26 protein-coding genes and 1 pseudogene are annotated in these 26817 nt (G+C 71.8%); 23 read left to right on the top strand and 4 right to left on the bottom strand.

Annotation, left to right across the window (positions count from 1 at the left end; translation table 11 throughout):
• Positions 1–1700 (top strand): AMP-binding protein (locus AB0B02_RS27775; protein ID WP_357305141.1); only part of this gene is annotated, 1700 nt, incomplete at its 5' end.
• A gap of 9 nt (positions 1701–1709) precedes the next feature.
• Here the strand turns inward: AB0B02_RS27775 and AB0B02_RS27770 are convergent.
• Positions 1710–2681, bottom strand: a complete 972-nt coding sequence (locus AB0B02_RS27770; RefSeq protein ID WP_357305138.1) for an MBL fold metallo-hydrolase — start codon at positions 2679–2681, stop codon at positions 1710–1712.
• Between the two features lie 80 nt (positions 2682–2761).
• On the opposite strand from AB0B02_RS27770, the gene AB0B02_RS27765 reads away from it, so the two are divergent.
• The 12 genes from AB0B02_RS27765 to AB0B02_RS27710 all read left to right on the top strand — a co-directional run bounded on the left by AB0B02_RS27765 (position 2762) and on the right by AB0B02_RS27710 (position 14490).
• Complete coding sequence (locus AB0B02_RS27765) at positions 2762–4309, top strand: AMP-binding protein (protein ID WP_281940055.1); 1548 nt, start codon at positions 2762–2764, stop codon at positions 4307–4309.
• A gap of 33 nt (positions 4310–4342) precedes the next feature.
• Positions 4343–5494 (top strand): acyl-CoA dehydrogenase family protein, encoded by a 1152-nt coding sequence (locus tag AB0B02_RS27760; protein ID WP_281940057.1) that lies wholly within the window; start codon positions 4343–4345, stop codon positions 5492–5494.
• Positions 5495–5507: 13 nt separating this feature from the next.
• Positions 5508–6539 (top strand): acyl-CoA dehydrogenase, encoded by a 1032-nt coding sequence (locus AB0B02_RS27755; protein ID WP_281940059.1) that lies wholly within the window; start codon positions 5508–5510, stop codon positions 6537–6539.
• Positions 6540–6612: 73 nt separating this feature from the next.
• On the top strand, positions 6613–7710 hold the full coding sequence (locus AB0B02_RS27750) for an LLM class flavin-dependent oxidoreductase (RefSeq protein WP_281940061.1): 1098 nt from the start codon (positions 6613–6615) through the stop codon (positions 7708–7710).
• Positions 7707–8714 carry an LLM class flavin-dependent oxidoreductase gene (locus AB0B02_RS27745; RefSeq protein WP_357305132.1) on the top strand — a complete coding sequence of 336 codons (1008 nt, stop codon included), beginning with the start codon at positions 7707–7709 and terminating at the stop codon, positions 8712–8714. The genes AB0B02_RS27750 and AB0B02_RS27745 overlap by 4 nt, the downstream gene beginning before the upstream one ends.
• Positions 8711–10273, top strand: a complete 1563-nt coding sequence (locus AB0B02_RS27740) for an AMP-binding protein (RefSeq protein WP_281940065.1) — start codon at positions 8711–8713, stop codon at positions 10271–10273. Before AB0B02_RS27745 ends, AB0B02_RS27740 begins: the two co-directional genes overlap by 4 nt.
• Positions 10270–11280 (top strand): LLM class flavin-dependent oxidoreductase, encoded by a 1011-nt coding sequence (locus AB0B02_RS27735; RefSeq protein WP_281940067.1) that lies wholly within the window; start codon positions 10270–10272, stop codon positions 11278–11280. Before AB0B02_RS27740 ends, AB0B02_RS27735 begins: the two co-directional genes overlap by 4 nt.
• Positions 11277–12248, top strand: a complete 972-nt coding sequence (locus AB0B02_RS27730; RefSeq protein WP_357305127.1) for an enoyl-CoA hydratase/isomerase family protein — start codon at positions 11277–11279, stop codon at positions 12246–12248. Before AB0B02_RS27735 ends, AB0B02_RS27730 begins: the two co-directional genes overlap by 4 nt.
• 9 nt (positions 12249–12257) lie before the next feature.
• Positions 12258–13241, top strand: a complete 984-nt coding sequence (locus tag AB0B02_RS27725) for an LLM class flavin-dependent oxidoreductase (protein WP_357305124.1) — start codon at positions 12258–12260, stop codon at positions 13239–13241.
• Entirely contained in the window at positions 13238–13573 is a 336-nt protein-coding gene (locus AB0B02_RS27720; protein ID WP_281940073.1) for a VOC family protein, read from the top strand. The genes AB0B02_RS27725 and AB0B02_RS27720 overlap by 4 nt, the downstream gene beginning before the upstream one ends.
• 72 nt (positions 13574–13645) lie before the next feature.
• Entirely contained in the window at positions 13646–14308 is a 663-nt protein-coding gene (npdG, locus tag AB0B02_RS27715) for an NADPH-dependent F420 reductase (protein ID WP_281940075.1), read from the top strand.
• Between the two features lie 23 nt (positions 14309–14331).
• Entirely contained in the window at positions 14332–14490 is a 159-nt protein-coding gene (locus AB0B02_RS27710) for a hypothetical protein (protein WP_357305119.1), read from the top strand.
• A gap of 65 nt (positions 14491–14555) precedes the next feature.
• Here the strand turns inward: AB0B02_RS27710 and AB0B02_RS27705 are convergent, their stop codons facing one another.
• Together AB0B02_RS27705 and AB0B02_RS27700 are read right to left on the bottom strand one after the other, a co-directional pair.
• Positions 14556–14699 carry a hypothetical protein gene (locus AB0B02_RS27705; RefSeq protein ID WP_281940078.1) on the bottom strand — a complete coding sequence of 48 codons (144 nt, stop codon included), beginning with the start codon at positions 14697–14699 and terminating at the stop codon, positions 14556–14558.
• Between the two features lie 295 nt (positions 14700–14994).
• Complete coding sequence (locus tag AB0B02_RS27700; protein WP_357305116.1) at positions 14995–15678, bottom strand: HAD hydrolase-like protein; 684 nt, start codon at positions 15676–15678, stop codon at positions 14995–14997.
• A 543-nt stretch (positions 15679–16221) separates the two neighbouring features.
• On the opposite strand from AB0B02_RS27700, the gene AB0B02_RS27695 reads away from it, so the two are divergent.
• The 8 genes from AB0B02_RS27695 (at position 16222) to AB0B02_RS27660 (ending at position 24117) form a co-directional block, all read left to right on the top strand.
• Positions 16222–16695: a hypothetical protein gene (locus AB0B02_RS27695; RefSeq protein ID WP_357305113.1), complete on the top strand. Its 474-nt coding sequence runs from the start codon at positions 16222–16224 to the stop codon at positions 16693–16695.
• 477 nt (positions 16696–17172) lie between these two features.
• Positions 17173–17346, top strand: a complete 174-nt coding sequence (locus AB0B02_RS27690) for a hypothetical protein (RefSeq protein ID WP_357305110.1) — start codon at positions 17173–17175, stop codon at positions 17344–17346.
• 124 nt (positions 17347–17470) lie between these two features.
• Positions 17471–18658, top strand: coding sequence for a glycosyltransferase (locus AB0B02_RS27685; RefSeq protein ID WP_281940085.1), 1188 nt, complete (start codon positions 17471–17473; stop codon positions 18656–18658).
• A 40-nt stretch (positions 18659–18698) separates the two neighbouring features.
• Positions 18699–19553 carry a DMT family transporter gene (locus tag AB0B02_RS27680; RefSeq protein WP_281940087.1) on the top strand — a complete coding sequence of 285 codons (855 nt, stop codon included), beginning with the start codon at positions 18699–18701 and terminating at the stop codon, positions 19551–19553.
• A 220-nt stretch (positions 19554–19773) separates the two neighbouring features.
• Entirely contained in the window at positions 19774–19980 is a 207-nt protein-coding gene (locus tag AB0B02_RS27675) for a hypothetical protein (RefSeq protein ID WP_281940089.1), read from the top strand.
• Positions 19981–20234: 254 nt separating this feature from the next.
• On the top strand, positions 20235–20837 hold the full coding sequence (locus tag AB0B02_RS27670; RefSeq protein ID WP_357305106.1) for a DedA family protein: 603 nt from the start codon (positions 20235–20237) through the stop codon (positions 20835–20837).
• 82 nt (positions 20838–20919) lie between these two features.
• Entirely contained in the window at positions 20920–23478 is a 2559-nt protein-coding gene (mgtA, locus tag AB0B02_RS27665) for a magnesium-translocating P-type ATPase (RefSeq protein WP_281940093.1), read from the top strand.
• Between the two features lie 486 nt (positions 23479–23964).
• Entirely contained in the window at positions 23965–24117 is a 153-nt protein-coding gene (locus AB0B02_RS27660) for a hypothetical protein (RefSeq protein ID WP_357305102.1), read from the top strand.
• A 36-nt stretch (positions 24118–24153) separates the two neighbouring features.
• Here AB0B02_RS27660 and AB0B02_RS27655 read toward each other — a convergent pair.
• A pseudogene (locus tag AB0B02_RS27655) lies at positions 24154–24432 on the bottom strand (ferrous iron transporter B); the annotation flags it as partial.
• A 229-nt stretch (positions 24433–24661) separates the two neighbouring features.
• Between AB0B02_RS27655 and AB0B02_RS27650 the strand changes: the two are divergent.
• Positions 24662–25339 carry a response regulator transcription factor gene (locus AB0B02_RS27650; protein ID WP_281942623.1) on the top strand — a complete coding sequence of 226 codons (678 nt, stop codon included), beginning with the start codon at positions 24662–24664 and terminating at the stop codon, positions 25337–25339.
• Positions 25340–25341: 2 nt separating this feature from the next.
• Positions 25342–26724, top strand: coding sequence for a HAMP domain-containing sensor histidine kinase (locus AB0B02_RS27645; protein WP_281940099.1), 1383 nt, complete (start codon positions 25342–25344; stop codon positions 26722–26724).
• The last annotated feature ends 93 nt before the right edge of the window (positions 26725–26817 follow it).

Genomic DNA, 26817 nt, shown 5'->3' with positions numbered 1-26817 from the left:
GCGAGGGCCGTGAGCGCATGCCCGGTCGGCACGGCGTGAGTGAACGCACCGAGCGCAGCGAGGGCCGTGAGCGCATGCCCGGTCGGCACGGCGTGAGTGAACGCACCGAGCGCAGCGAGGGCCGTGAGCGCATGCCCGGTCGGCACGGCGTGAGCACCGCGAACCTCGCCGCGATGCTGGCCGGCAACGCCCGCCGGTTCGCCGACGCCGACGCGCTCGTCTTCGAGGGCCGCCGGTGGACCCACCGGCAGCTCGACGACGACGTCAACGCCCTGGCCGCCGGCCTGTCGGCCGAGGGCGTACGCCGGGACAGCCGGGTGGCGATCGTGGCGAACAACGTGCCCGAGTTCCTGCTCCTGTCGCTGGCGCTGGCGAAGCTCGGCGCGGTCTTCGTGCCGCTGAACTACCGGCTCACGCCCGCCGAGTTGGCCCAGCTTCTGGGGCACGCGCGGGTCGAGGCGGTCGCGACGGTGCCGGAGTACGCCGGGCTCACCGGCGCCGCCACCGCCGACCTGCCGGACGTACGCCGGTTCGCGCTGGAGCCGATCGACGGCGGCTGGCTCGACCTGCGGGCCCTCGTCGAGGCGAACCGGGGCGCCCGGGTCGCCGACGCCGACCTCGACGACGCGGCGCTGCAACGGATCGTCTACACCTCCGGCACGACCAGCCTGCCCAAGGGCGTCCTGCTCACCCACGGCAACGTGAACATGAACATGCACGCCCAGATCGTCGAGCTCGGGCTGCGGCCGACCGACCGGATCCTGAACGTCGCGCCGCTCTACCACGTCGGCGGCACCGACCTGCCCGGCTACGGCATCTGGCACGTCGGCGGCTGCATGGTGCTGCACCGGCGGTTCGAGCCGGCGGCGGTGCTGCGGGCGATCGAGACGGAACGGATCACCGGCATGGTGCTGGCGGCGACCATGCTCGACATGGTGCGCCGGGAGGCGGGCGCCGGGACGGACCTGTCGTCGGTGCGGTGGCTCATCTACTCCCAGGTCACGTCCGCGTTGTTCGGCGTGGCGCGGGGGCTGTTCCCGAACGCCCGGCTGATCGAGGGCTACGGCCTCACCGAGACGTGCAGCGGGCTGACCTATCTCGACGCGGCGCACCAGGAGGCCAAGCAGGGCTCGGTCGGCATCCCGGTGCCGTGGGTGCAGGTCCGGGTGGTCGACCCGGACGGCGACGACGTGCCGGTCGGCGTGGACGGCGAGGTGGTCGCGCGGGGACCGAAGGTGAGCCCCGGCTACCTCGACGACCCGGAGGCGACCCGCGACGCGTTTCGGGACGGCTGGTTCCACACCGGTGACATCGGCTGCTTCGACGCCGACGGCTATCTCTACATCCGCGACCGGCTCAAGGACATGATCCGCAGCGGCGGGGAGAACATGTCCAGCGCCGAGATCGAGAACGTGCTCGCCGACCATCCGCTCGTGCTGGCCGCGTCCGTGGTGGCGGCGCCGCATCCGGTGTGGCTGGAGGTCCCGGCCGCGTTCGTGATCGGCCGGCCGGGGTTGAGCCCGGAGGCGCTTATGGCGCACGCGCGGCAGCGGCTCGGCCGGTTCAAGCTCCCGAAGGAGGTCTACCTGGTGCCGGAGTTCCCGACCAACCCGTCGGGCAAGGTGCTCAAGCGGGCGCTTCGGGAGCTGCGGTCCTCGTTGCGGCCGGACTGGACGTACGACGAGGCCCGGCGGGACTGAGCGGTCCGGTCACCGGGCGGTGTTCGCGGCGTGGCGCAGCAGCGCGAGCGTGTGCACGAGCGCGAACCGCCGGGTGCCGCGACCCAGGTCGTCCCACGGCTTCTTCCAGGTCGTCCGCCGCGCGAGGTCCCAGGCGGTGGCGCCGTCGCCGATCAGGCCGCGCAGGGCCTCGACCTCGTCGCGGTGGAAGGCCGCGAGCGCGTCGGCGCGGGCGGCGACGTCCCGGTACGGGAACTGGTGCGCGGGGCAGGCGATCTCGGCGCCGAGGTCCCGGATGAGTCGGAGCGACCGGAACAGGTCCGCGGCCGGGTCGTCCTCGGGGCGGCTCACGATGGCGAGCTGGGTGGGTCCCTCGGCCATCATGGTGTCGCCGGTGAAGACCAGGCCGCGAGTGTCGAAGTAGACCGTGTGCCCGTAGGTGTGCCCGGGGGTGGGCACGGCGTGGATGGTCACGTCGCCGAAGCGGAACTCCGTCCGGCCGGTCAGGCCGACGTCGAGGCGCAGGCTCTCGTGGTGCACGGCGACCTCGACCGCGTCGGCGTACATGCCGTCGACGACGTCGGGTGGGGCGCCGGTGAGGCCGAGCGCGGTCCGGAGCTGCTGGAGGAAGCTGCCGCGGCGCCGGTGCATGGTGGCGAAGTCGTCGGCGCCGCCCATGACGATCCGCGCGCCGGAGACGGCCCGCAGCCGGTCGGCGAAGCCGACGTGGTCCGGGTGGTTGTGGGTGAGCAGGACGGTGGAGATGGCGTCGACCCGGTGCCCGATGGACGCGAGCGACCGCTGGAACGACGCCCAGCAGCTCGGGTGGTCGTAGCCGGCGTCCACGAGGACCGGGCCGTCGCTCGTTTCGACCAGGAAGACGGTGATGGACCGCAGGGCGCTGCCGTGCAGGGGGACGGGGACGGCCCAGACGCCGTCGACGACCTCGGTGGGGGCGGGCACCTGGCGGGCTCGCCAGCTGGCGGCGTGTACGTCGCTCACGGGTATGGACATCGTCCGGGGGCTCCCTTACTGTGAGGCATCAACATACCGGATGGTCGGAATCTAATTCAAGGAGTCCGATGAGCGAGGAGCGGACCGGGTTTCGGTTGTGGGCGACCGCGGAACCGGACCTGTGCGCGATCGTGACCGCCGATGACCGGCGCATCTCCTACCGGGAGCTGTACGCCGAGGTGAACCGGATCTCGCACGGCCTGCGTACCCGGGCGGGCCTGCGGCCCGGCGACACGGTCGCGGCGGTGATGACGAACAGCGTCGGCCTCGTCGCGCTGTACCTGGCCGCGATGCAGTCGGGGCTCTACCTGGTGACGCTCAACTACCACCTCACCGAGCCCGAGGTGGCCTACATCCTCACCGACAGCGCCGCCAGGGTGGTGGTGGGCTCCGAGCGGGTCGAGGACGTCGTGGTGGCCGCCGCCGCGGCCGTGCCCGGCATCCAGGTCTACCTCGACGGCACGCCCGCCGGTGACCGGGCCCGACCGCTGTCGGCGCTCACCGAGGGCATGCCCGCGACGAGCCCGCCGGACACGCCGGCCGGTTCGCTGATGATGTACACCTCGGGCACCACCGGCCGGCCGAAGGGCGTCAAGCGCCCGCTCAGCGGCGTCGACGCGGACACCGGCGCGCTCACCTACGTCTGGCTGTTCCGGGAGTTCGGCATGGAGCGCGGCGCGTTCGCGTCCTGGCTGGTCTCGGCGCCGATGTACCACTCGGCGAACATCACCCCGGCGATGGGCGCGCTGCACGCCGGCGGCACCATGGTCCTGATGGACGGCTGGACGCCGGAGGGCTTCCTGCGGCGGGTCCAGCAGCAGCGGGTGACCGGGACCAGCATGGTGCCGACCCACTTCTACCGGCTGCTGCAACTGCCCCAGCCGGTACGCGACGGCTACGACCTCTCCTCGCTGCGCTACGTGCTGCACGGCGCCGCGCCCTGCCCGCGCGAGGTCAAGCAGCGGATCCTCGACTGGTTCGGCCCGGTGGTCTACGAGTACTACGGCTCCACCGAGGTGGGCACCACCGTCGCGCGCCCGCACGAGTGGCTGGCCCACCCGGGCACGGTCGGGCGTCCGGCCTCCATCTCGACCCTGCGGATCCTCGACGAGCTGGGCGACGAGGTGCCTGTCGGGCAGACCGGCATCGTGTACATGCGCCAGGGCGACGACCGGGTCGAGTACCACAACGACCCGGGCAAGACCGACGGCGCGCGCCGCGACGGCCTGATGACCGTCTGGGACGTCGGCCACGTCGACGCCGACGGCTTCCTCTACATCACCGGGCGGGCGGCCGAGCTGATCCTGGTCGGTGGCGTCAACGTCTACCCGGCCGAGATCGAGGCGGCGCTGATGGGCCACGACTGGGTCGCCGACGCCGGCGTGGTCGGCGTGCCCGATCCGGAGTTCGGCGAGGTGCCCCAGGCCCACGTCGTGCTGCGGGACACCGCGCCGGATCCGGACGCGGCCGTCGAGGAGCTGCGCCACTACCTGACGGGCCGGTTGGCAAAGCCGAAGCGCCCGGCCTCCTACGTCCTGCGCGACGCCCTGCCGCGGGACCCGAACGGCAAGCTCTACAAGGCCCGGCTCACGCGCGTCGAGGAGCCCAGCGCGTGACCGGCGTGACCGACGACCCGCTGGGAGGTGGGCATGGACTTCGCTGACAGCGACACCGACCTGGCGTTCCGGCGCGAGGTCGGCAGGTGGCTCGACGAGGCGCTGGCGGACGTGCCCGACCAGGAGGAGCTGTCCCAGGAGGAGCGCGAGCACTGGTCGCGGGTGTGGCAGGACCGGCTGTGCGCCGGCAACTGGGCCGGCCTGTCCTGGCCGGTCGCGCACGGCGGCCGAGGGCTGGACGCGCTGGCGCAGGCCATCTTCAACGAGGAGGCCGCGGTACGCGGCGCGCCGTACCCGCTCAACGGCGTCGGCATGATGCTGGCCGGGCCGACGATCATCGCGCACGGCACCGAGGAGCAGCAGGCCCGGCACCTGCCCGGGATCCTGCGCGGCGACGAGTACTGGTGCCAGGGCTTCAGCGAGCCCGGCTCCGGTTCCGACTTGGCCAGCCTGAGCACGGCGGCGACCCGGGTCGAGGGCGGCTGGCGGATCAACGGCGCCAAGATCTGGACGTCCAACGCGCACAACGCGTCGAAGTGCCTGCTGCTGGCGCGTACCGACACCGACGCGCCGAAGCACCGGGGCATCACCTACTTCCTCGCCCCGATGGACGGGTTCACCGTGCGGTCGCTCGTGATGATCAACGGGGACACGGAGTTCAACGAGATGTTCCTCGACGACGTGTTCGTCGCCGACGCCGACGTGCTCGGCGGCGTCGGCAACGGTTGGCCGGTCGCGCTCACCACGCTCGCGTTCGAACGCGGCAGCATGGCGTTGAACCTCTGGGTGTGGGCCCGCCAGGCGGTCGACCGGGTGGTCGACGTCGCGCTCGCGCGGGGCACGGCCGACGACAGCGCGTTCGTCGACGCGGTGGGCGCGTTGCAGTGCGACGCCGAGGCGGTCCGGATCGGCTCGATGCGGATGCTCGGGGAGAGCCGCGCCGGCGGGGTCCCCGGGCCGGAGACCTCGGCGTTGAAGAGCCTGTGGGCCGGCGTGGTGCAGCACGCCAACCGGCTCGCCGTGCAGCTCGACGACGCCGGCGGGGTGCTCGTCGACGGCGACGGCGCCGCCGCCCGGATCCGCCGCTACCTGCGGGCCCGCGCCCACACGATCGAGGGCGGCACGGAGGAAGTCCAGAAGTCGATCCTCGCGGAGCGGGTGCTGCACCTGCCCCGCTCACGCTGAGCGGAGTCGCCGGATGCGCGCAACATTCACCCAGGAGCAGCAGGAGATCGGCAAGACCGTGGGCTCGCTCGCGGACGGTGCCGGCGGCACGGCCCGCGACGCGCTGTCCGGCCCGTGGCGGGCCCCGGCGTGCGACGGACCGCTGCTGCGGGACTTCGCGCTGCTCGGGGTGCCCGAGTCGGCCGGGGGCGTCGGGTCGAGCCTGATCGACCTGCTGGTCGCCGTCGAGGCACTCGGCGAGCGGCTGGCACCGAGCCGGTTCCCGGCGCACGCGGCGGCCGTCCAACTGCTGTGCGGCGACGAGCGGCGTACCGACGCGCTCCCCGACGGGGTGCTGGACGGCAGCCGGGTGCTCACCCCGGCGATCGACGTGCCGGGTGGTTCCGGTTGGGCGGACCGGTCGTCACCGGACCGGCTGGCCCGGACCCTGGTGCCGTACGCGGCGCAGGCGGACGGTGTGGTCGCCCTCGGTGCCGACGGGGTCTGGGCCGCGGATCCGGCCCGGGTGACCGCGCGGCAGTCGCTCGACCCGTCGATGCCGTTGTCGGACGTCGCGCTGGCCGCGCCCGAGCGGACGCAGCCGGTCGGGACGGGCGCGTGGCGGGCCACGCTCGTGGTGGCCGCGCAGTTGTGCGGGGTGGCCCAGGGTGCCATCGACCTGGCCGCCGAGCAGGCGCGGACACGCCGGCAGTTCGGGCACGTGATCGGGTCGTTCCAGGGGGTGGCGTTCCCGCTCGCCGAGGCGGCCACCGCGCGCAAGGCGGCGTGGGACCTGACGTTGTACGCCGGGTGGGCGGTCGACAACGGCCGTCCGGACGCCGAGATCCAGGTGCACGCCGCGAAGGCGGCGGCGGGGCGGGCGGCGATCTTCGCGGCGGAGCGGTGCATCCAGGTGCATGGCGGGATGGGCATCACCATGGAGGCGGACCCGCACCTGTTCCTGCGTCGCGCGTTCGTGTTGGACGCCTGGTGCGGACGGGGCTCGTGGCATCGGCGGCGGACCGGGGAGCTGCGCATCCGGGCGCGCCGGGCAGATCGCGCCTGACCTGCGGAACCCTTGCCCGGCTTCGGCCGGAGCAGTAACATACCGGCTGGTCGGAATAAATGAGGAGAAGGCCGTGAAGTTCGGAATCATGAACCTGTTCCCGGTGGCCGACGGCGCATCGGACCACCAGGTGCTTCGAGAGACCCTCGAGGAGATCCAGCTGGCCGACGAACTCGGCTTCGACTCGATCTGGCTCGCCGAGCACCACTTCTCGAAGTACGGCATCCTCGGCAGCCCGCTGAACTTCGGCATGGCGGTCGCGGAGCGGACCACGCGGATCACCATCGGCACCGCCGTCCTCGTGCTGCCGCTGCACCACCCGCTGCGGCTGGCCGAGGACATCGCGGCCCTCGACGTGCTCAGCGGCGGCCGCGTCTCGATCGGTGTCGGCCGTGGCTACCAGCCCGCCGAGTTCGCCGGCTTCGGCGTCCCGCTGGCCGAGTCGAAGCAGCGTTACCAGGAAACCCTGGAGATCCTGCGGCTCGCCCTGTCGCAGGAGAACTTCTCCTACCACGGCGAGATCTTCCACTACGACGGCGTCACGACCTATCCGCGGCCGTTCACCCCGGGTGGCCCGCCGATCCTGCAGGGCACGGTCTCGCCGGAGAGCTTCCGGGAGCGCGGCGCGGTGGGCGAGTCGATCATCACCTCGCCGAACTTCACACCGTTGGGCATCATGCAGAAGAACTTCGACCTCTACCGGCGGAGCATGGGGGAGAACGGCTTCGACATCTCCACCTACGACCTGCCGTTCATGCAGCAGGTCTGGTGCGGTGACAGCCGGGAGGGCCTCCGCGAGGCCGCCCAGGCGGCGATGACCTACTACAAGTCCGTCGGCAAGGTCATCCCGGGCTCGGCGGAGGCCGTCGAGAAGGAGCGGTCCTACTACGCGGCGGTCGCCAAGAACATCGAGCTGCTGACGCTGGAGCAGACGCTCACCCACGGCGGCAACTTCGGCTCCGCCCAGCGCGTCATCGAGACCATCGAGATGCTGCGCGAGCAGCTTGGCATCAACCACTACATCGGCTGGCTGCGTATCCCGTCGCTGGACCGCCGGGAGGCGCTGCGCTCGATGGAGGAGTTCGCCGACAAGGTCATCCCGCACTTCCGGGCCCAGGACGCCGACCGTGCCGCGGTGAGCGCGCCCGCCGCCGAGGCGGTCCTCGGGTGAAGGTCAGCTGCTTTCTGAGCGCCCAGTTCGACCCGTCGGCCTCCGCCACCGAGGGCATCGACGGCGTGCTGGCCCAGGCGGTCGCCGCCGAGGCGGCCGGCTTCCACGCCGTCTACCTCGGACACCACTTCCTGGCCCGGTCGGCGTTCGTCCAGCCCGTCCCGTTGGCCGGCTACCTGGCCCACGCCACCGGCCGGGTCCGGATCGGGTTCGGGGTCCTGCTGGCGCCGCTGCTGAACCCGGTAGCGCTCGCCGAGGACCTGGCCTCGCTCGACGTGCTCTCCGGCGGCCGGCTCACCGTCGGCATCGGCGCCGGCTACCGCCGCCGCGAGACCACCGCGTTCGGGGTGGCCTGGGAGGACCGGCTGCGGCGCCTGCGGGAGTACGTCCCGATCCTGCGATCGCTGTGGAACGGCGAGACGATCGACATCGCGGGTAGCTGGGGCGAGGTGCCCGGCGCGCACCTGGCGCTGCGCCCGGCGCAGGCCGGCGGTCCACCGCTGTGGATCGGCGCGTTCGCCGACCCCGCGGTGCGCCGCGCCGCACGACTGGACGCCCCGTGGCTGGTCGGCCCGAAGGGCAACGACGACGAACTGGCCCGGCTGCTCGCCCTCTACCGGGCCGAGCTGACCGAGCGTGGCTTTCCCCTGGAACGGGAGTACCCGATGAGCCGCGAGGCGTACCTCGGCGACAGCTATCCGGCGGCCGTCGCGGCCGTCCGTCCGCACCTGCAACGCCAGTACGCGGGCTACAAGTCGTGGGACGACGCCCAGTCCCTCGACCTCGACCGGTATCTGGCCGAGGACTGCCTGGTCGGGTCCGCCGACGAGATCGTCGCCAAGTTGCGCCGCTGGGAGACCGAGCTGGGCATCACCGAGGTCTCGCTGCGGCACCAGTTCGTCGGCGCCGGGCAGGACGAGGCGATGGAGCAGCTCGCCCGCTTCGGTGCGGAGGTCATCCCGCGGGTCAGCAGCCCCGCCACCGCGCCCGAGGTGCTCCGGTGACCGCCGCCAACCTGGCCCGGGTGCTGGAGAACCGGCACGCCGACCGGGGCGACCGGCCCGGCCTGTACGGCGAGGACGGCCGGTCGTGGACGTTCGACCAGATCGACCTGCTCGCCGGCGGTGTCGCCACCGCGCTGCGGGCCGAGGGCGTCGTCGCCGGCGACCGGGTCGCCTGCTACCTCACCAACGGGCCCGAAATCGTGTTCTTCCTCTTCGGTGCGTGGAAGATCGGCGCGGTGCCGGTCACCGTCAGCAGCCTGTACAACGCCGCCGAGCTGGCCGAGTCGACCGCGAAGACCGCGCCCCGGCTGCTGCTCGTCGACGACCGTCGCCCGGACGTGGTCGCCGACCTGCTCGGCGCCGCGCCGGACGGCGTACCGTTCCCGGTCCGGTCCGTCGCCGGCGGGCTGCCCGGCGCCCCGGCGTTGCCCTGGCGGCGGGAGGTCCGGGTCCCCGGCGTCGACGTCGCACCCGAGGCGGAGGCCTGCATCCTGTTCACCGGCGGCACGACCGGCCGGCCGAAGGCGGTCAGCGTCACCCACGGCGGCACGCGTGAGTCGCTGACGCGGCTCGCCCGGGTGACCACCGGCACCGACGCGGAGGGCACCGCGGCCCCGGAGTCCAAGCCCAACCTCATCGCGCTGCCGCTGTTCCACAGCGGCGGCCAGCACGCGTTGCTGTTCGCCTTCTTCGTCGGCCGGCCGGCGGTGGTCTGGGAACGCTTCGGCGTGGACCGGCTCGCCGACCTGATGGCACGGTTCGCGTTCGACAACTTCTTCTTCCTGCCCACGATGGTCTTCGACATCGTCCACGCCGGGCGGGACCTGCCGTTCCAGGGCGTCAAGTCCGTCCTGGTGGCCGGGCAGGCGATCGCGTGGCCGGTGCGGCGCGCGTTCGAGGAGCGCTATCGGGTGCCCATCCTGGTCAACTACGGCTCCACCGAGGCCGGTCACATCGCCGGCTGGAACGGGCGGGACATGAAGGCCGGCCGGTGGAAGCCGGGCTCCGCCGGCCGGGTCTACCCGGGCGTCGAGCTGGAGATCCGCGACGACGCGGGCGCCGCGCTGCCGACCGGCGCGGAGGGCGAGGTGGTGGTCCGGTCCGCGCTGACCCGGGGCTACGTCGACGACGCCGAGGCGTCGGCCGAGCTGGTCCGCGACGGCTGGGTGCACACCGGCGACATGGGCTACGTCGACGACGACGGCGTGCTCTTCCTGGTCGGTCGCAAGCGAGACATGATCAAGTGTGGCGGCTTCCAGGTGTGGCCCGAGGAGATCGAGGACGAGCTGCGCGGGCATCCGCTGGTGCGGGACGTCCGGGTGCTCGGCCGGCCGGACGACCGGCTCGGCGAGATCCCGGTGGCGCTGGTGGTGCGCGAGGACGACGACGCGGTCGGCGACGACGCGCTCGCCGGCCGGCTCGTCGCCTTCGCCCGGGACCGGTTGGCCCACTTCAAGACGCCCCGGCGGATCGAGTTCGTGCCCGCACTGGAACGCAGCACGACCGGGAAGATCAGCCGCGTGTCGGCTGCCGTGCCGGAAGGAGGCGTGAGCCGATGAGGTTCGGCATCATGGCGTCGCACCAGTACCCGCACGGCGACGACCTCGGCAGGCACCTGAACGACCTGTTCGGCACCGTCGAGCTGGCCGCGGAGCTGGGCTACGACTCGGTGTGGACGATCAACCACTTCCAGTCCAACCTGGCCACCCCGCAGCCGATCTCGATGATGGCGAGCCTGATCCCGCGTTCGGGCGACATGGTGCTCGGCACCGGGATCCTGCTGCTGCCGATGTTTCATCCGGTGCACATCGCCGAGGAGTTCGCCACACTGGACCATCTCTCCGGCGGGCGGGTGGTCCTCGGCGTCGGCGCGGGATACCGGGAGAACGAGTTCGCCGCCTTCGGCGTCGACCCGGAGACCCGGTTCCGCCGCTTCGACGAGAGCCTGCGGCTCATCCGCGCGCTCTGGACCGGGGCGCCGGTCACCCACGAGGGCGAGTTCTATCCGCAGGTCGACGCCACGATCGGGGTGCGGCCGCTGACCCCGGGCGGCCCACCGATCTGGATCGGCGCCGGCGGCAAGAAGGCGGTCCGCCGGGCCGCCCGCCTCGGCGACGCCTGGTACGCGCCGGGCAACTCGCCGAGCCGCCGGTTCCTCCCCGAGCACCTCGCCGTCTACGACGAGGCGCTGGCCGAGTACGGCCGCGACCCGGCGACGGTGCAACGGCCCGTCGGCGTCGAGCTGTACTGCGCGCCGAGCACCGAGCGGGCCGTCGCGGAGGCGTTGCCGCACGCCCGGGTCGAGTACTCGACGTACGCCGAGTATCCGGCGCTGCGGTGGCAGCGGGACCGGTTCGACGAGCTGGTCCGCAACACGCTGCTGCTCGGCTCGCCGGAGTTCCTCATCGAGCGGATCTCCGCCCTGCGGGACCTGGGCTTCGACCACCTCATCTTCCGCCCCGGCTGGCTGGGCATGCCGACCGAGAAGCTCCGCGCCTCGCTGCGGTTGTTCGCCGCCGAGGTGATCCCCGCCTTCCGCTCCACCCGAGAAAAGGAATCGCCGTGAAGAAGACCGAAGCCGAGCTGCTGGAGAACCAGTGGGACGTGGCGAACATGGAGGTCGACCCCGAGGTTCTCGCGACGTACGTGCGCTACGACGTCGACGAGCAGCGGGCCGTCGCCACCATCACCTTCGACCGTCCCGACCGGCTCAACGCCATCCCGGTCGCCGCCTTCGAGCGGGTCGGTGACCTGGTCCGGGAGGCCGAGACCGACGACCGGGTCAAGGTCATCGTGTTCAAGGGGGAGGGGGAGCACTTCGGGACCGGCGCCGACGCCGCCGAACTCGGCCACTACATCGGCTACAAGACCGGCACCGACAAGGCGTCCCGGCGCCGGCCGGCGCAGCGCCAGCGCATCCTGCCCGACCGCAACGTGCTCAGCTCCGGCTTCACCCGCCCGATCATCGAGTCGCTCAAGGCGACCATCTGCCAGGTGCAGGGCTACTGCTACGGCGGCCACTTCCAGATCGCGCTCTCCGCCGACATCGTGATCGCCTCCCCGGACGCCCGGTTCACCCACCCGGCGTTCCGCTACCTCGGACCCGCGCCGCAGGACATGTACCACTGGATCGAGAAGGTCGGCCTGACCACGATGAAGGACGTCATGCTCACCATGCGGGCGATCGGCGCCGAGGAGGGTGAACGCAAGGGCCTGGTCACCAAGGTCGTCGAGCGCGACGAGCTGCAACGGTGGGTCGACGACTACGCCGACGCGATCGCGGTCATGCCGCTCGACTCACTGATGATGGGCAAGTCGATGATGCAGGTGGTGATGGAGGCCCGGGGCAAGGGCCTCGGGGCGATGACCGGCTGGGTCGGGCACGGCTGGGCCACCAACGTCAGCTTCGCCGACGGCGACTGGAACTTCCTCAAGGAGCGGCGGGAGAAGGGCATCGCCCAGGCGCTGGCCGACCGGGACCGGCTGGTCGCGCCGTACTTCCGGCTCAGCGACGCCCGGTCGCGGGAAGAGTAGGCGACCGACGTGAAGTTCGGCATCCTGCTCGACCACCAGTACGCCCCCGGCGACGACCTGCGCCGGCGGGTCGACGAGACCGTCGAGTACGTCCAGCACGTCCGCGACCTGGGCTACGACTCGGTGTTCGGCATCCACCACTACCTGTCGTCACTGAGCACCCCGCAACCGCTGCCGCTGCTGAGCCGGCTCATCGACCACTCCGGGACGATGCAGCTCGGCACCGGGATCCTGATCCTGCCGCTGGGCCACCCGGTGCACTGGGCCGAGGAGATCGCCACCATCGACCAGATGTCCGGCGGCCGGTTCGTGCTCGGCATCGGCTCCGGCTACCGCGACGTCGAGTTCGCGTCGTTCGGCATCGAGCGGCGTACCCGGGTCTCGCGGATGACCGAGGCCCTCACGGTGATGCAGCGGTTGTGGACCGGCGAGACAATCCACCACGAGGGCCGGCACTTCCGGCTCGACGGGGTGCGGTGCAGCGTGCTGCCCGCGCAGCGCCCGCACCCGCCGGTCTGGGTGGGCGCCAACGGCCCGGCGGGGATCGCCCGGATCGCCCGGCAGGGGCTGCCCTGGCTGGCCCCGTCGAACGTGCGGCGCAACTGGGCGGTCGGCAACCTGACCGACTACCGCGAGCAGCGCCGGGCCGCCGGCTTCGACGAGGAGGGGGCGGTCTTCCCGATCCACCGCGACCTGTGCGTCGCGGATTCGTTCCACGACGCGTACGCGACGGCCGGGGACGCGGTCCGCCGCTCCTACGGCGAGTACGTCCAGTACGGCATGGACTTCTTCGAGTCACAGTGGGACGCGATCAAGGAGAAGGCGTTGTTCTTCGGCTCACCCGACGACATCGCGGCGAAGATCCAGGACTTCGCGGACGCTGGCTACAACCACTTCGTCTTCCGGGCCCAGTGGCTCGGCCTGCCGATCGAGCGGTCGATCGAGATCGTCGAGCGGTTCGCCCGCGAGGTCATGCCGAGGTTCCGCCGATGAGGGTCGGACACGTGATCGTTCCCGCCGACGACCTGGACGCCCAACTCGACTTCTACACCCGTCTCGGGCTGACGGTGCGGTTCCGCGACGGCGACCGGTACGCCGCGGTCACCGACGGCACCGTGACCATCGGCCTGGCCGATGCCTCCCAACAGCCAGTCGCCGGCCGGACCCTGCTCAGTGTCCAGATCGACGACCTGGACGCCTGCGTGACGCGGCTGGTCGCGGCCGGCGCCACCGTCACGGCGCCGGTGGCCGGACCGCACGAGCGGCGGGCGCTGGTCGTCGACCCCGGCGGCAATCCGCTTGTCATCTACGAGCGGCTGACCTGACCATCGCCGTGGCCGGGCCGGCCGGCGACGCCACCACGTCCCACCCGCCACCGGGTGAGGAAAGGACATCACATGACCGTCAGCGAGGCGCTCCGTGGCCGCACCGTCGCCGTGCTCGGCGGCACCGGCCCGCAGGGGCGTGGCCTGGCCCGGCGCTTCGCCGCGGCCGGACTCGACGTGGTGCTCGGCTCGCGTGCCGCCGACCGTGCGGCGGAGGCGGCCGCAGCGTTGCCCGGCCGCGTGCGGGGGTTGTCGAACGCCGACGCGGCGGACGCCGGCGACATCGTCGTGGTCGCCGTGCCGTGGGCGGGCCACGCCGAACTGCTCACCGAACTCGCCCCGGCGCTGGCCGGGAAGATCGTGGTCGACTGCGTGAATCCGCTGGGCTTCGACAGGCAGGGCGCCTACGCCCTCGACGTGCCGGAGGGCTCCGCGGCCCAGCAAGCCGCCACGATCCTGACCGAATCACGGGTCGTCGGCGCGTTCCACCATGTCTCCGCCGTGATCCTGGAGGATCCCGCCCTCGACACCGTCGACACCGACGTCCTCGTGCTCGGTGACGACCGCGAGGCCACCGACCTGGTCCAGGATCTCGCCGCCGCGATCCCCGGCGTCCGCGGCGTCTACGGCGGCCGGCTGCGCAACGCGTGTCAGGTCGAGGCGTTCACCGCCAACCTCATCTCGGTCAACCGGCGCTACCGGGCCCACGCGGGCCTGCGTGTCACCGACGTGTGATCCCGGCACACGGAGCACGCCTGATGGAGTTCGCCTGTACCGCCGCGATCGTCACCGGCGCCGCGTCCGGCCTGGGCGCGGCCACGGCCGCCGCGTTGGTCGCCGCCGGCGCCACCGTGCGCGGCTTCGACCTCGGACCGGCGATCGCCGCCGCCCGCGACGCGCCGGCCGGCGTGCGGTAGGACAGCAGCTTCACGGCCCGACAGTCCGCAGGCACGTCGGCGAAAGCCGTCACACCGTGCGGCCGTTAGGCGTTGAGGTCGGCCCACTGTGCGGAGGTCAACAGTTGCCCATGCTCCAGCCGGTAAGCGATCGTGGCTTTGGCGGCCTGGTTCAGGGTGTCGGGTATCTCGTCGAAGGACGGCGGCCAGACATCCAGCAGGGAGAACACCTGATGACCGTCACGCATCGCCAAAAGGAGCATGCACCGCCAGTGCGGAGAGCGCGGTCCCGTCGTCGTAGTCGACCTGAAACGTTCGCTGAGCTCACCGGCCATAGCGACGGCCTCGCACTCGGCTTGGCTCAACCCGACACCGGCAGGGGCGGCGCCGAACAGGTCGGGTTCGGGGCGCCGAGTCATGCCCGAGCGGCATGCACCGGTCGACTCCGGCCGCTAGCCGAGCCCGCACCGGCGATCTCGCTCGCCTGGCCGGCCGTTGACGGAGGACCGGGCGTCCGACGGCGCGCTAGCCAGTAGACGTCGGCAGTGAACGCTGGTCGAGCTGCTCGACCGCGTCGACGATGTCGGGAAAAGCGTCAATGAAGGCATCGACGTAGCGGGGATCGAAGTCCGTAGGTTTCCGGACCCCGCTCTGCAGGCAGCCGACGAAGTGCATGCCGGCGCCCCCGGCGGCTAGTGCGTCACCCGGTGAATCCCCGACGTAAACGCACTGCCCGGGTGGTATGTCAGTCGCTGCCAGCAATTCATCGAAGGCGCGCGGATCCGGTTTGCGGAAACGCGTGTTGCCGGCGTGGTAGATGCCGCTGACCCGCTCGGCCAAGACATGATCCGGCTCCAGCATGTGCCGAACCTCGTCCTCGGTCCGCGACGTCAACAGGAACACCGACCGGCCGGTCATCACGAATTCGTCCAGCGCACGCAGGTTCTCAGGGGGAATCAGATCCAGACGACCGTCGGCGATGTACGCTTCCAGCGCGCTCTGATAGAGCGTCGAGAACTGCGCCAGGTCCAGACCTGGTGAACGTCGGGGCATGGCGTCCAGAAGCGGCTCGCCCCAGGTGGATAGATGCACCTCCCGTCGCATGAGGGGTCGGCCCATCTCCGCCAGGATTTCATTCTCCAGAGCGAACGAGGCGGCCTGAGTGAGGCACAGGGTGTCGTCGACGTCCACGATCACAGCGCGAATCACGAGCCAAGCCTAACTGCCCCGGCGGTTGCACACACTCATCGGGAAGCGGAGTTTCACGGTCCGTCTGCCGCGTCAGGACGGCGGCGAGCCGGGGCTCCTGCGGCAGCTACCGGGACGCGATGCCGCTGTGCCTGGGGAGCGTCATGTCGACAAAGGTACGTGCCCGCGACCGATGGCCGCACCCCTGCCGGGTACGAGATCCGCCTCGGTCGACGATCGCCGCACCGATTGTCGCCGGCGGCAGATTCCCGATTTTTTACGTGTGGCGGCACCTCCTGCCCGGATTCGGGCTGTCGAGGGCCACCGCGCACCGCCAGCCACCTGCTTCTGCTTGACGGCGGCAAGACCCGCCTGCGCGCCGACCGGATCGCCGCTGACCTACCCGCCACAAGCCATCCTCGTCCTGCACCACGTCGAAACCAACCGCTACGCAGGATGAAGATGGCTGAATTACGACGGCGCTCGGGAATGGCCGCGACATACAATCCCGGTAAGGTGGAGCCAAGGCCGAGATTCCGGCACCGGTGTGAGGGAGGGGTCAGGATGTTCGGCAGGATGTTCGGCGCGATGATCGGCAGGATGATTGAGTCGACGAACAACGTCAGCGATCTGAGGGACCAGCTCAGACCCGACCTGAGTCGGGAATCGCTCGGCGTCGGGCCCGGATTCCCCGGGATCGCCCCGAACCCGCTGCTGAGCAGTGACGCGCGGAAGCGCAATGCGGAATTGCGTACGGGGGCGCTTGCGCTCGGCGTTCTCGTCGACTGGCGGGAGGTGAACAGCAACCCTCGCGTGGTCCTGATGTTCGACGTGGAGACCGCCGACGGCATCTCGTTCCGCGGTATCGCAGACGAAGGCCTCACGATCACCGAGCTCACCCGACTCGCCCCAGGGCAGACGTTGCTCGTGCGCTACCGGCCGGCGGTCATGGACCACTACGTCGCCCTTGCCCGGGACGCGGACCCCGCCCACGTGCAGCAGCTCTCTGACGAGATCGCGAGCCGCAAGCGGACCTGATCCGAAGCCATTGAGCGTCTTCAACTGGCTTCGGGCTGGTGGGGAATGGGTTCGGGTGCCCCGGTAGCGGGTTGAGGTGAGGCTCCCGGTAGGACAGCGATGGCGGCGAGTCCTTCACTCGGCTGGTCTATGCTCTCAGCGACCTGGACAGACGTGCGTGGGCATGCCGCTGGGCCACCGGACCACTGGGGGTCAAGGGGTCGTCGGTTCGAATCCGCCGCCCCGACAGCGAGAGGGTTTCCGCAGGTCAGCGAACTGCGGAAACCCTCGTTTTGTTGCTCGGCATGGATCCACGGTCTGGCGCGTCGCTGTTGGACTTCCAGACTCGGGCAGGTTGTCGCGCCACTACTGGATCTCCAAAGGCTTAACTCGGGACTGTCCCGGATCTGGGCCGGGTTCCTCCGCGACTGGGCCCGGTCGCTGCGGGCCGGGAACTACCCGGAGACCACCCGCTACAACTACCTGCTGGTCGCTGACGTGGATCTGAACACGGAGTCGGTGCGTTTCCGCGGTAAGGGTGCGAAGGATCGGCGGGCGCGGTTCGGGCCGAAGACGGCTCGGGCGCTGTCGCGGTATCTGCGGGCCCGGGACAAGCACAAGGGCGTTGCCCTGCCGTACTTGCGGCTGGCCGACGAGGCGCCGCGGCGTTGAGTCCGAACGGCATCAAGGTTCTGTTGAAACGGTTGAGAGCGGTGGCCGGGGTGGCGGACGTACACCAGGGCGGAGTGTCCACGCCGGTGGTGTGTGACGACGGTGACAGCGGGTACCCGCGCCCATGAGCAACGGGAGGGGGGAGCGCCCTCAGGCTCGGATCCCGCCCGGGGCGCGGCCGGCGGCGGCCGGCACGTGCGGCGAGGCGCCGCGGCCGGATCGTCGACGCGATGGCGAAAGGATCGTCGTGGTTTCGGCCGACATCGGCGCGGGCCATGACGCTGCCGCCGCTGAACTGGCCGCCCGGCTCGCCCTCGACGGCGTCGAGGTACACCACCTCAACTTCTTCACGTCCCTGCCCAAGCCCCTGCACCGGGTGATCCGCGAGGGCTATCGGGCGCTGTTGCGCTGGTGCCCGCTCAGCTACGACGCCCTGTTCACCGTCACCGACCGTTCGCCACCGCTGGTGGCGACGATCAGGGCCGCGTTACGGCCGGCCCGCCGGCGGATGCTGATGCAGATGCCTCCGGATATCGGCCTGGTCGTGTCGACGTTCCCGTTCGCCAACCAGGTCCTCGGGCCGCTGCGCCACAGCGGGCGCCTGGGCGCGCCGGTCGTCACCTATGTCACCGACTTCGTCATCCACCCGACCTGGCTGGCGACCGGCGTGGACACCTACTGCGTGATCCACGAGGCCACCCGGCAGCAGGCCGCGGTTCGTGGCGCACCGAACGTCCAACTCGTCGACCCGCTGGTACCCGCCCGCTATCAGCCACCGACGGATGCCACCAGACACGCCGCCCGCGCCCAGTTCGCGCTGCCCGAACAGGGAAGGCTGGCGCTCATTGTCGCCGGGTCCTGGGGGGCTGGCGACGTGGCCCGCACCGCCAGGGAAGTGCTGGCCGCCGGTTGTGTCACGCCGGTGGTGGTGTGCGGACGCAACGGCAGCCTGCGGCGGCGGCTGGCCGGCCTTCCCGGCCACGTCATGGGATGGGTCGACGACATGCCCACCCTCATGCAGGCAGTGGACCTGGTCGTGGAGAACGCCGGTGGCCTGACCTGCCAGCAGGCCCTGGCCGCTGGACTGCCCACCATCACCTACCGCCCGATTCCCGGCCACGGCCGAGCCAACGCACAGGTGCTCGCCGGCGCCGGCCTGACCACCTATGTCCGAGACCCCGCGGACCTGTGCCAGGAGCTGACCCGCGCCGCAGTTCCCACGGCGCCGGCGTTCACCAGCGCCGCCGACGTGGCCGCGATCGTGTCCGCGACCCTGCGGGCCGGGGTCGGACCGGACGGGAACCCGCAGTGACGTCCCGGCGCTCACCCGCGGACCACTCCCATGCCCGACCATGATCTTTTACGCGTTGGCTGGGGCGTTCAGCTTCGCGTTGTCCGCCGCGTTGCACCAGCGCGCCGCGACCCGACAGCCCCGCTTCGCCGCGCTCGACCCGCGGCTGCTGCTGCGGCTGTTCCGCGACCGCCTGTGGCTCTCCGGCTGGATTCCCGACACGGCTGGAGTCGTCTTCCAGGTGCTCGCGTTGCGTGCCGGCGCGCTCGCGGTGGTGCAACCCGTCATGGCCAGCGGGCTGTTCATGGCAGTGCTGATCGAGGCCGTCATCGTTGGCCGGCGCATCGCGCGCCGGGACCTGATCGCGGTCGCGGTGGGCGTGGCGGGACTGACCGCGTTCCTGCTCCTCGCCGACGTCCGCGCAGGCGTGCCCCGCCCTCCGCCGAAGGCCTGGACGGTCGCCATGAGCTGCGCGACAGCGGTCATCGCGGCCTGCGTCCTGGCCGCGCGTCGTCGCCAAGGCGCCGCGCGGGGCGCGCTGCTGGGCGTGGCAAGCGGCGTCGCGTACAGCTTCGCGGCGGCGCTGGTCAAGGATCTCACCGGCGGGCCACCGGGTTCCCTGCTGACCGCCGTGGTCAGCTGGCGATCCGTGGCGTTGGTGGTGGCCGTCGCCCTCGGGCTGATGCTGAATCAGGCCGCGTTCCAGCACGGCCGCCTCGCCGCGCCCCTGACCGCTCTCACGCTCACCGACCCGGTGGTGAGCGTTCTCGTCGCCGTCACCGTGTTTCGGGAAACACTCTCCGCCGAGCCCATGCGCGTCGTCGGTCTCGTCCTGGCGGCCGTTACGGTCGGTGGCGGGGTGTGGCTCGCCGCTTCCGCCTGCTCAACTGGACCACATGAACACCGTCGACGGTGACCGTCGTCCGGAGGGCGCGGCGGGGGAGTACCAGCCCTTGCGCATGCGCGGGGCCTTGAGACCCGCCGGTTCCCGGTGTCCGGCGATCGGAATGCCGCTTGTCCGCGACGGGAACGCTGACATCCAGGCCAGCGTCGGGCTGTCCGGGTCGGGGAGAGCCACGTCGACGTACCGCGGCGGCGGCCCGGCTGAGTAGTGCCCCAACTCCGGAGAGGTGGCGATGAGCGCACCCGAGCAGCGCGATACCTCCTTCGCCCGGCGGCTGCCGGTGCGCATGTACCTGCTTCTGGTCCTCGCCTACCTCGCGGTCGGCCAGGGGTTGGGCCACGTGCTCACCCGCGGGCGGCACCTGAGCCACCCGACCCCGCCGGACGTCGACGCGATGCGGCGGATGATCACGGTGCCCGTGACCGCCACGCTGCTGTGATCACCGCCCTGCGATGGTGGCGGCCCGTGTGGCACGACGACCGGCCGGTGCGGTCGTGGGTGATCGTCGTGCCGGTCGTGATGGGTCGTGAGCATCATCCTGGCCACCGACTACGGCGGCCTGGCGGACATGGGCGGAGTGTTCGCCCTGCTCCTGCTGCTGTCCAGCATGCCTACGGATCGCCCGCACCTCGGATGGCCTTCTCCGTCACCGGTCAACCCGATGGGGGTGACAATCAGCCGGTGGACAGAGTCGTGGCGACGCTAGTCGGGTTGCCGCCGCTGCTCGTCCTGACCCTGGTGATCGTCCTGCCGGCCCTGGAGTCGTCGACCCTGCTCGGGCTGGTCGTGCCCGGAGAGACGGCGATCCTGATCGGCGGGCTGGTGGCCCACGGTGGCGCGCTGCCGCTGTGGGCGGTGGTCGCCGGCGGCGCCGCCGGGGCGTGCCTCGGCGACCAGGTCGGCTATGCCCTGGGCCGGCGGTACGGCCCAGGCGTGCTCGCCCACGCCCCGCGGGTGCTGCGCCGACGCGTCAACCTCGCGCGGGCCCGCCACCTGGTCGCCCGCCGCGGGGCGTGGGCGGTGGTCACCGGACGCTGGGTGGCGGTGCTGCGGACGGTGGTTCCCCTGATCGCCGGCGCGGGTGGGATGCGCTGGTCGTTGTTCCTGCGGGCAAACCTGCTCGGCGGGCTCGCGTGGGCCACAGCCGTGGCGACGCTGGGCTACCTGGGCGCCGCCTCCTACCGCTACCTGGAGCGGGAACTGGGCATCGGCGAGTGGGCTCTGCTGGTCCTGATCGGCGTCGTCGTGGCGCTGCGGGTGTGGCGGCGTGCCCGCCGGAGGTCGGCCGACCGGTGAACGGCGCGGCCAATCGCCCGCGCGCCGTGGGACGGGCTCGGTAGCGTCACCCGCGGGGAGGCCGAGGACCGCGGAGTGCGCAGTGGGGCGAGCAGACGACGGGCGTGCGGCGTTCTGGGCGGGGCCGCTGCCGGAGGCCATGGCCGCCGTCGGGGCGTCCACGGCCGGGCTCACCGGCGAACGCGCCGCCGCCCTGCTGCGCGAACACGGACCCAACCGGGTCGACGCGGGCGCCAGGCGGGGCTGGCGGCTCCTGCTGTCGCAGTTCACCAGCCCGATCATCCTGATCCTGATCGCCGCGACCGCGCTGTCGATGGCCGTCGGGGACCTGATCGACGGCGCGATCATCCTGGCCATCGTCGCCGCCAGCGGCGGCCTCGGCTTCTGGCAGGAACACGCCGCCGGGCGGGCCGTCGACGCGTTGCAGGCCCGGGTGCGGGTGGACACCGAGGTGGTCCGCGACGGGCGTGAGGTGTCCGTACCGGTCGAGGATGTCGTCGTCGGTGACCTCGTGGTGCTGCGCGCGGGGGACGTCGTCCCCGCGGACTGCCGGATCGTTCAGGCCGGTCGACTTCAGGTCGACCAGGCGGTGCTCACCGGAGAGTCGTTCCCGGCGGCGAAGTCGAGCGACCCGTCGCCGCCGGACGCGGCGCTGACCGCACGCGGCAACGCGCTCTGGATGGGCACGCACGTTGCCAGCGGCACCGCACGGGCGGTGGTGATGCGCACCGGCCGCGACAGCACCTTCGGAGCGGTGTCCCGCCGGGTCGCCTCCCGCCCCGCCAGCACCGGCTTCCAGCGCGGGCTGACCCGCTTCGGGCTGCTGCTCGTACGGATCATGGTGGTCCTGCTGGCCGGCATCTTCGTCGCCAACCTGCTGATGCACCGACCAGTCATCGACTCCCTGCTGTTCTCGCTGGCCCTGGCCGTCGGGTTGACCCCGCAGATGCTGCCGGCGATCGTCGCGGTCAGCCTCTCCGCCGGCGCCCGCGCGATGGCCGCGCACCGGGTCATCATCAAACGCCTCGACGTCATCGAGGACTTCGGCGCCATGACCGTGCTCCTGACCGACAAGACCGGCACCCTCACCGCCGGAACCGTCACCCTGACCGGCTGCCTCTCGGTCGACGGCGAACCCGACGCCGACGTGAGCCGTCTCGCCCGGCTCAACGCCGGCCTCCAGCACGGATTCCCCAACCCCATCGACACCGCGATCATGACCGGGCAACCACCGGCAGACCCGGGCGTGCGCATCGCCGAGGCACCCTACGACTTCACCCGCCAACGCCTGTCCCTGCTGGTGCGCGACAGCGACGGGCCGCTCCTGGTCACCAAGGGCGCGCTGCGCGCGGTGCTCGACGTCTGCGCTACCGCGCGGACCGCCGCCGGCACGGTACCGCTGCACGAGGTACGCGACCGGGTCCTGCACCGGTTCACCACGCTCAGCGACCAGGGCAGCCGGGTGCTCGGCCTCGCCGTGCGGCCCATGCCCGGCGCCACCGCCGTCACCGTCGCCGACGAACGGGAGATGACGCTCGTCGGGCTGCTCGCCTTCCAGGACCCACCCCGCGCCGACGCCGACGCCGCGATCCGCCGGCTCGCCGACATGGGCATCACAGTCCGTCTGGTCACCGGCGACAACCGGCACGCCGCCCGCCACGTCGCCGCCAGCGTCGGCCTCGCCGGTGAACCGCTCGTCGGCGCCGACCTTGCTGCCTGCCCCGACGACCAGCTACCGGCGCGGATCGCCGACGTCGCCGTGTTCGCCGAGGTCGACCCGCTGCAGAAGGAACGCATCCTGGCCGCGCTGCGACACCGCGGCGACGTCGTCGGGTTCCTCGGCGACGGCATCAACGACGCCCCCGCGCTGCACGCCGCCGACGTCGGCATCTCCGTCGACACCGCCGTCGACGTCGCCAAACAGGCCGCGGCGATCGTGCTGCTCGACAAGAACCTCGACGTGATCGCCGACGGTGTCCGCCTCGGCCGCCGCACGTTCACCAACACCCTGAAATATATCCGGGTCAACACCAGCGCGTCCTTCGGCAACGTCGTCAGCATGAGCGTCGCCACGCTCCTGCTGCCCTTCCTGCCGCTGCTTCCCCGTCAGGTCCTGCTGCTCAACTTCCTCTCCGACATCCCCTACACCACCCTGTCCACCGACCACGCCGACCCCGAGCAACTCCAGCACCCCCGAACCGTCGACGTCCGCACCATCGGCAGGTTCATGCTGGTGTACGGGTCGATCAGCATCGCCGTGGACCTCCTTGTGCTCGTCTCCCTGCACTGGTGGTGGCACGTGCCCACCGACGTCTTCCGCGCCGCCTGGTTCGTCCAGTTCACCGCCACCGAGATCATCGTGCTGTTGGTGCTGCGCTCCAACCGCAGTTTCCTGCGCAGCCGCCCCTCCGTGGCGCTGGCCGGCACCGGGCTGTTGCTCATCGCGGTCACCGTCGCGCTGCCGTTCAGCCCACTCGCCGTGCCCCTCGGACTCGCCCCGCTCCCACCGGTGGTGCTGGCGACCCTCGCCGCGCTCACACTTGTCAACGTCGCCGCCAACGAGACCGCCAAACACCTCGTCCCGCCCGACCCGACCGGCCCGCCACAGGTGCCCCGCCGTCATCGGATGAGTGGTCCGTGAGGCGAACTGCTCAGGCCGCACCACGGGGCGCGGCCGAACGTTCTTCGGCAACCCATCGCGCTGCGCTAACCGCACGCAACACGCCATTCGTGGTTTTCGTCAGGTGTGTTCGGTAACGCCACCTTCACGGCAGTGCGCAGCCGGTCCCGTTGACGCAGGAGCCGACGCGCAGCGACGGCTGCCGTGGTGACGGTGGCAGCCGCTCATGCCTGTCGAGAGGTGGCCAGGCCCGGATGAACGGTTGCTGATGATGCGGTGGAACGCTGCCACGGAACAGGCCGGTCGCCTCGACTCGTCGCGGAACGCACCGTACGGGCTGGCCTTCTGCCGGCGAGGCCGTCGAGCAGCTCCTGGGCGGCGTCACGTGGTGGCCCGTCGTCCGGCTGGCCGGCGGGGTCCGCTGGGGCCCACCCGGCCGGTCTTCGAGGGCGGCGTGCAGAGCCGTACGGACGCGGGCGCCGTCTCGCGGGACCACCGTGGACCGGGATGCAGCGTGGTGACGATCGCGGCGGGCTCGACGCGGACCTCAGCGAGGGTGCCGTCGTCGCGCAGGGCGGCGAGCGGGGCGGGCAGGGTGGCGGCGACACCGGTGAACGGCAGCACCCCGGCCGGGGCGATCCAGCGCAGCTGCTCGGGTGACCCGCGACGGGCTGGGGGTGAATGGGAATCATGACCTCAGCCCGCCAGGAGCGCGGTGATGGTCCTGGCGACGTACGCCATGATCCAGGCCAGCGCGGTCAGGTAGCCGACCGCGGTCAGGGGCCACCTCCAGCCGCCGGCCTCCCGGCGGATGATGCCGACCGTGGCCATGCACTGCAACGCGAAGGCGACATGGACCAGCAGCGCCGCGACGGTCGGGGCGGTGAACAGTGGCTGCCCGGCGTGCGGCCCGTCGGTTCAGGTCATTGCCTTGAGCGCCTTGGACGGTTCCTCGGAATTTTCCGCGGCGGCGACCTCAAGGCTCGCCTCACCTGCCAGGACGTGTGACGAACTTCGGCGGGCGGTACCCGTCCGACCACGACCACGTACCGTTCGGTTGTACTGGCCGCGGCCGTGGTCGGCCTCGCTTCGGTCGGATCCGTGGCGGTGCCCGGCTCACCCGTCCCGCGTCCCCACGGATGGTCGGGGCGTTCCGAGGTGATGCGGGGAGCGGGTTTCGACGCTCCGAAAGGGGGTGGGCGGGGTGCGGGTGCTGGTCGTCGAGGACGAGACCGCCCTGGCGCAGGTGCTGCGTGCCGGCCTGACGGATGAGGGTTTCGCCGTGGATGTGCAGCACACCGGGACCGACGGGCTGTGGGCGGCCACCGAGAATCCGTACGACGTGGTCGTGCTGGACATCATGCTGCCCGGTCTGAACGGTTACGAGGTGTGCCGGCGGCTGCGGTCGCGGGGTGTGTGGACGCCGGTGTTGATGTTGACCGCGAAGGACGGGGAGTACGACCAGGCGGACGCCTTCGACCTCGGGGCCGATGACTATCTGGTCAAGCCGTTCTCGTTCGTGGTGCTGGTGGCCCGGCTGCGGGCCCTGGTGCGCCGGGGCGCGCCCGCCCGGCCGGTCGTGCTGACCGCCGGGGACCTGACCGTGGACCCGGCCCGGCGGCAGGTCAGCCGGGCCGGCCAGGCCGTCCGGGTCACCGCGCGGGAGTTCGCGCTGCTGGAGTTCCTGATGCGTCACCGCGGTGACGTGGTGTCCAAACGGCAGATCATCGACAACGTCTGGGACGCCCACTTCGAGGGCGATCCCAACATCGTCGAGGTGTACGTCGGCTACCTCCGCCGCAAGATCGACCAGCCGTTCGGGCGCCGGGCGATCCAGACCGAGCGGGGCATGGGCTACCGCCTGGCAGCCGACGGCGGCTGAGCATGGCCATCGGGTGGATCCGCCGGCACCTGGGGGTACGGCTACGCTCGGCGCTGGCCGCCGCCACTGTCGTGGGGGCAGCCTTCGCCATCGGCGCGGCGGCGTTCGTCCTCATCGCCCGAGCGGATCTCGCCGGCAACGTGGACGCCGCCGCTCGGCAGCGGGCGGCCGAGGTGGTCGCGGCGGTGGCCGCCGGCGATCAGGACGCGCTCGCCCAGACGCTGAAGCCCAGCCCGGGAGAACAGACGTTGGTGCAGGTCGTCGACCCGTCAGGGCGGGTCGAGGCAGCCTCGGCCGCGCTCGGCGACGCCGCGCCGCTGTCCCCGCTGCGGCCCCGGCCCGGTGAGGCGCTGCGTGAGCAGCGGCTGCTGCCGTTCGCCGACGAGGACCCCTTCCGGATCGCGGCAGTTGGGGTGGCCACCGGCGCCGGCACCCGCACGGTCCTGGTCGCGCAGTCGCTACGACCGGTCAACGAGAGCACCGAGGCGGTCGCGGCGATCCTGGCCGCCGGGCTGGCACCCATGCTGCTGGTGGTCGGCGCGGCGGTGTTCTGGTTCGTCGGGCGGTCCCTGCGCCCGGTCGAGGCGATCCGCCGGCGGGTCGCCGGCATCACCGCCCGTGACCTGCACGCCCGCGTGCCGGTGCCGCCCGCCCGAGACGAGGTCGCGGCGCTCGCCGAGACCATGAACCGGATGCTCGAGCGGCTGGAGACCGCCGCGGCGAGCCAGCGGCGGTTCGTCGCCGACGCCAGCCACGAACTGCGCAGCCCCCTGGCCACCCTGCGCGCCGGCCTCGACCGCTTGGCGCTGGCACCCGTGGAGGGGCACGGCGAGCTGGTCGAGTTGCTGCGCCGCGAGACCAGCCGGCTCGGTGATCTCGTCGCGGACCTGCTGCTGCTCGCGCGCATCGACGAGCGCGGCGCCACCGGGCGCCGTGACGACGTCGACCTCGATGATCTCGCCTACACCGAGCGGGAGCGCCTCGCCGGGCAGCACCCGGACCTCACCGTCCGGGCTGACCTCACCCCGGTGCGGGTGACCGGAGACGCCCACGACCTGGGCCGGGCGTTGCGGAATCTGGCCGACAACGCCGCCCGCCACGCCCGCACCCAGGTCACCCTGCGCGTGTCGGCGCGCGACGGGTGGGGGTGCGTCGAGGTCACCGACGACGGACCCGGTGTCCCCCCTGCCGACCGCGAGCGCATCTTCGACCGGTTCGTCCGTCTCGACGACAGCCGCACCCGCCCGCAAGGCGGCACCGGCTTGGGCCTCGCCATCACCCGCCAGGTCGTCGCGGTGCACGGCGGGCACGTGCAGGTGCTGCCCGGTCCGGGCATGACCGTCCGAATCCGGCTGCCCCACCACGTCGACTCCGAAGATCACTGAACCCCGACCTCGGCGATTTCAGGCTCCTCTCAGGTGACCGGCGGCACCCTTGGCGTGCCGGGCGCCTGCATGAACCGGAACCCATCAGTCACG

Origin of the sequence: Micromonospora sp. NPDC049240 (genome assembly GCF_040647835.1) — a bacterium.
GTDB lineage: Bacteria > Actinomycetota > Actinomycetes > Mycobacteriales > Micromonosporaceae > Micromonospora.
The sequence above is the reverse complement of the archived record's forward strand: the minus strand, read 5'-3'. Positions and strand labels throughout refer to the sequence as shown.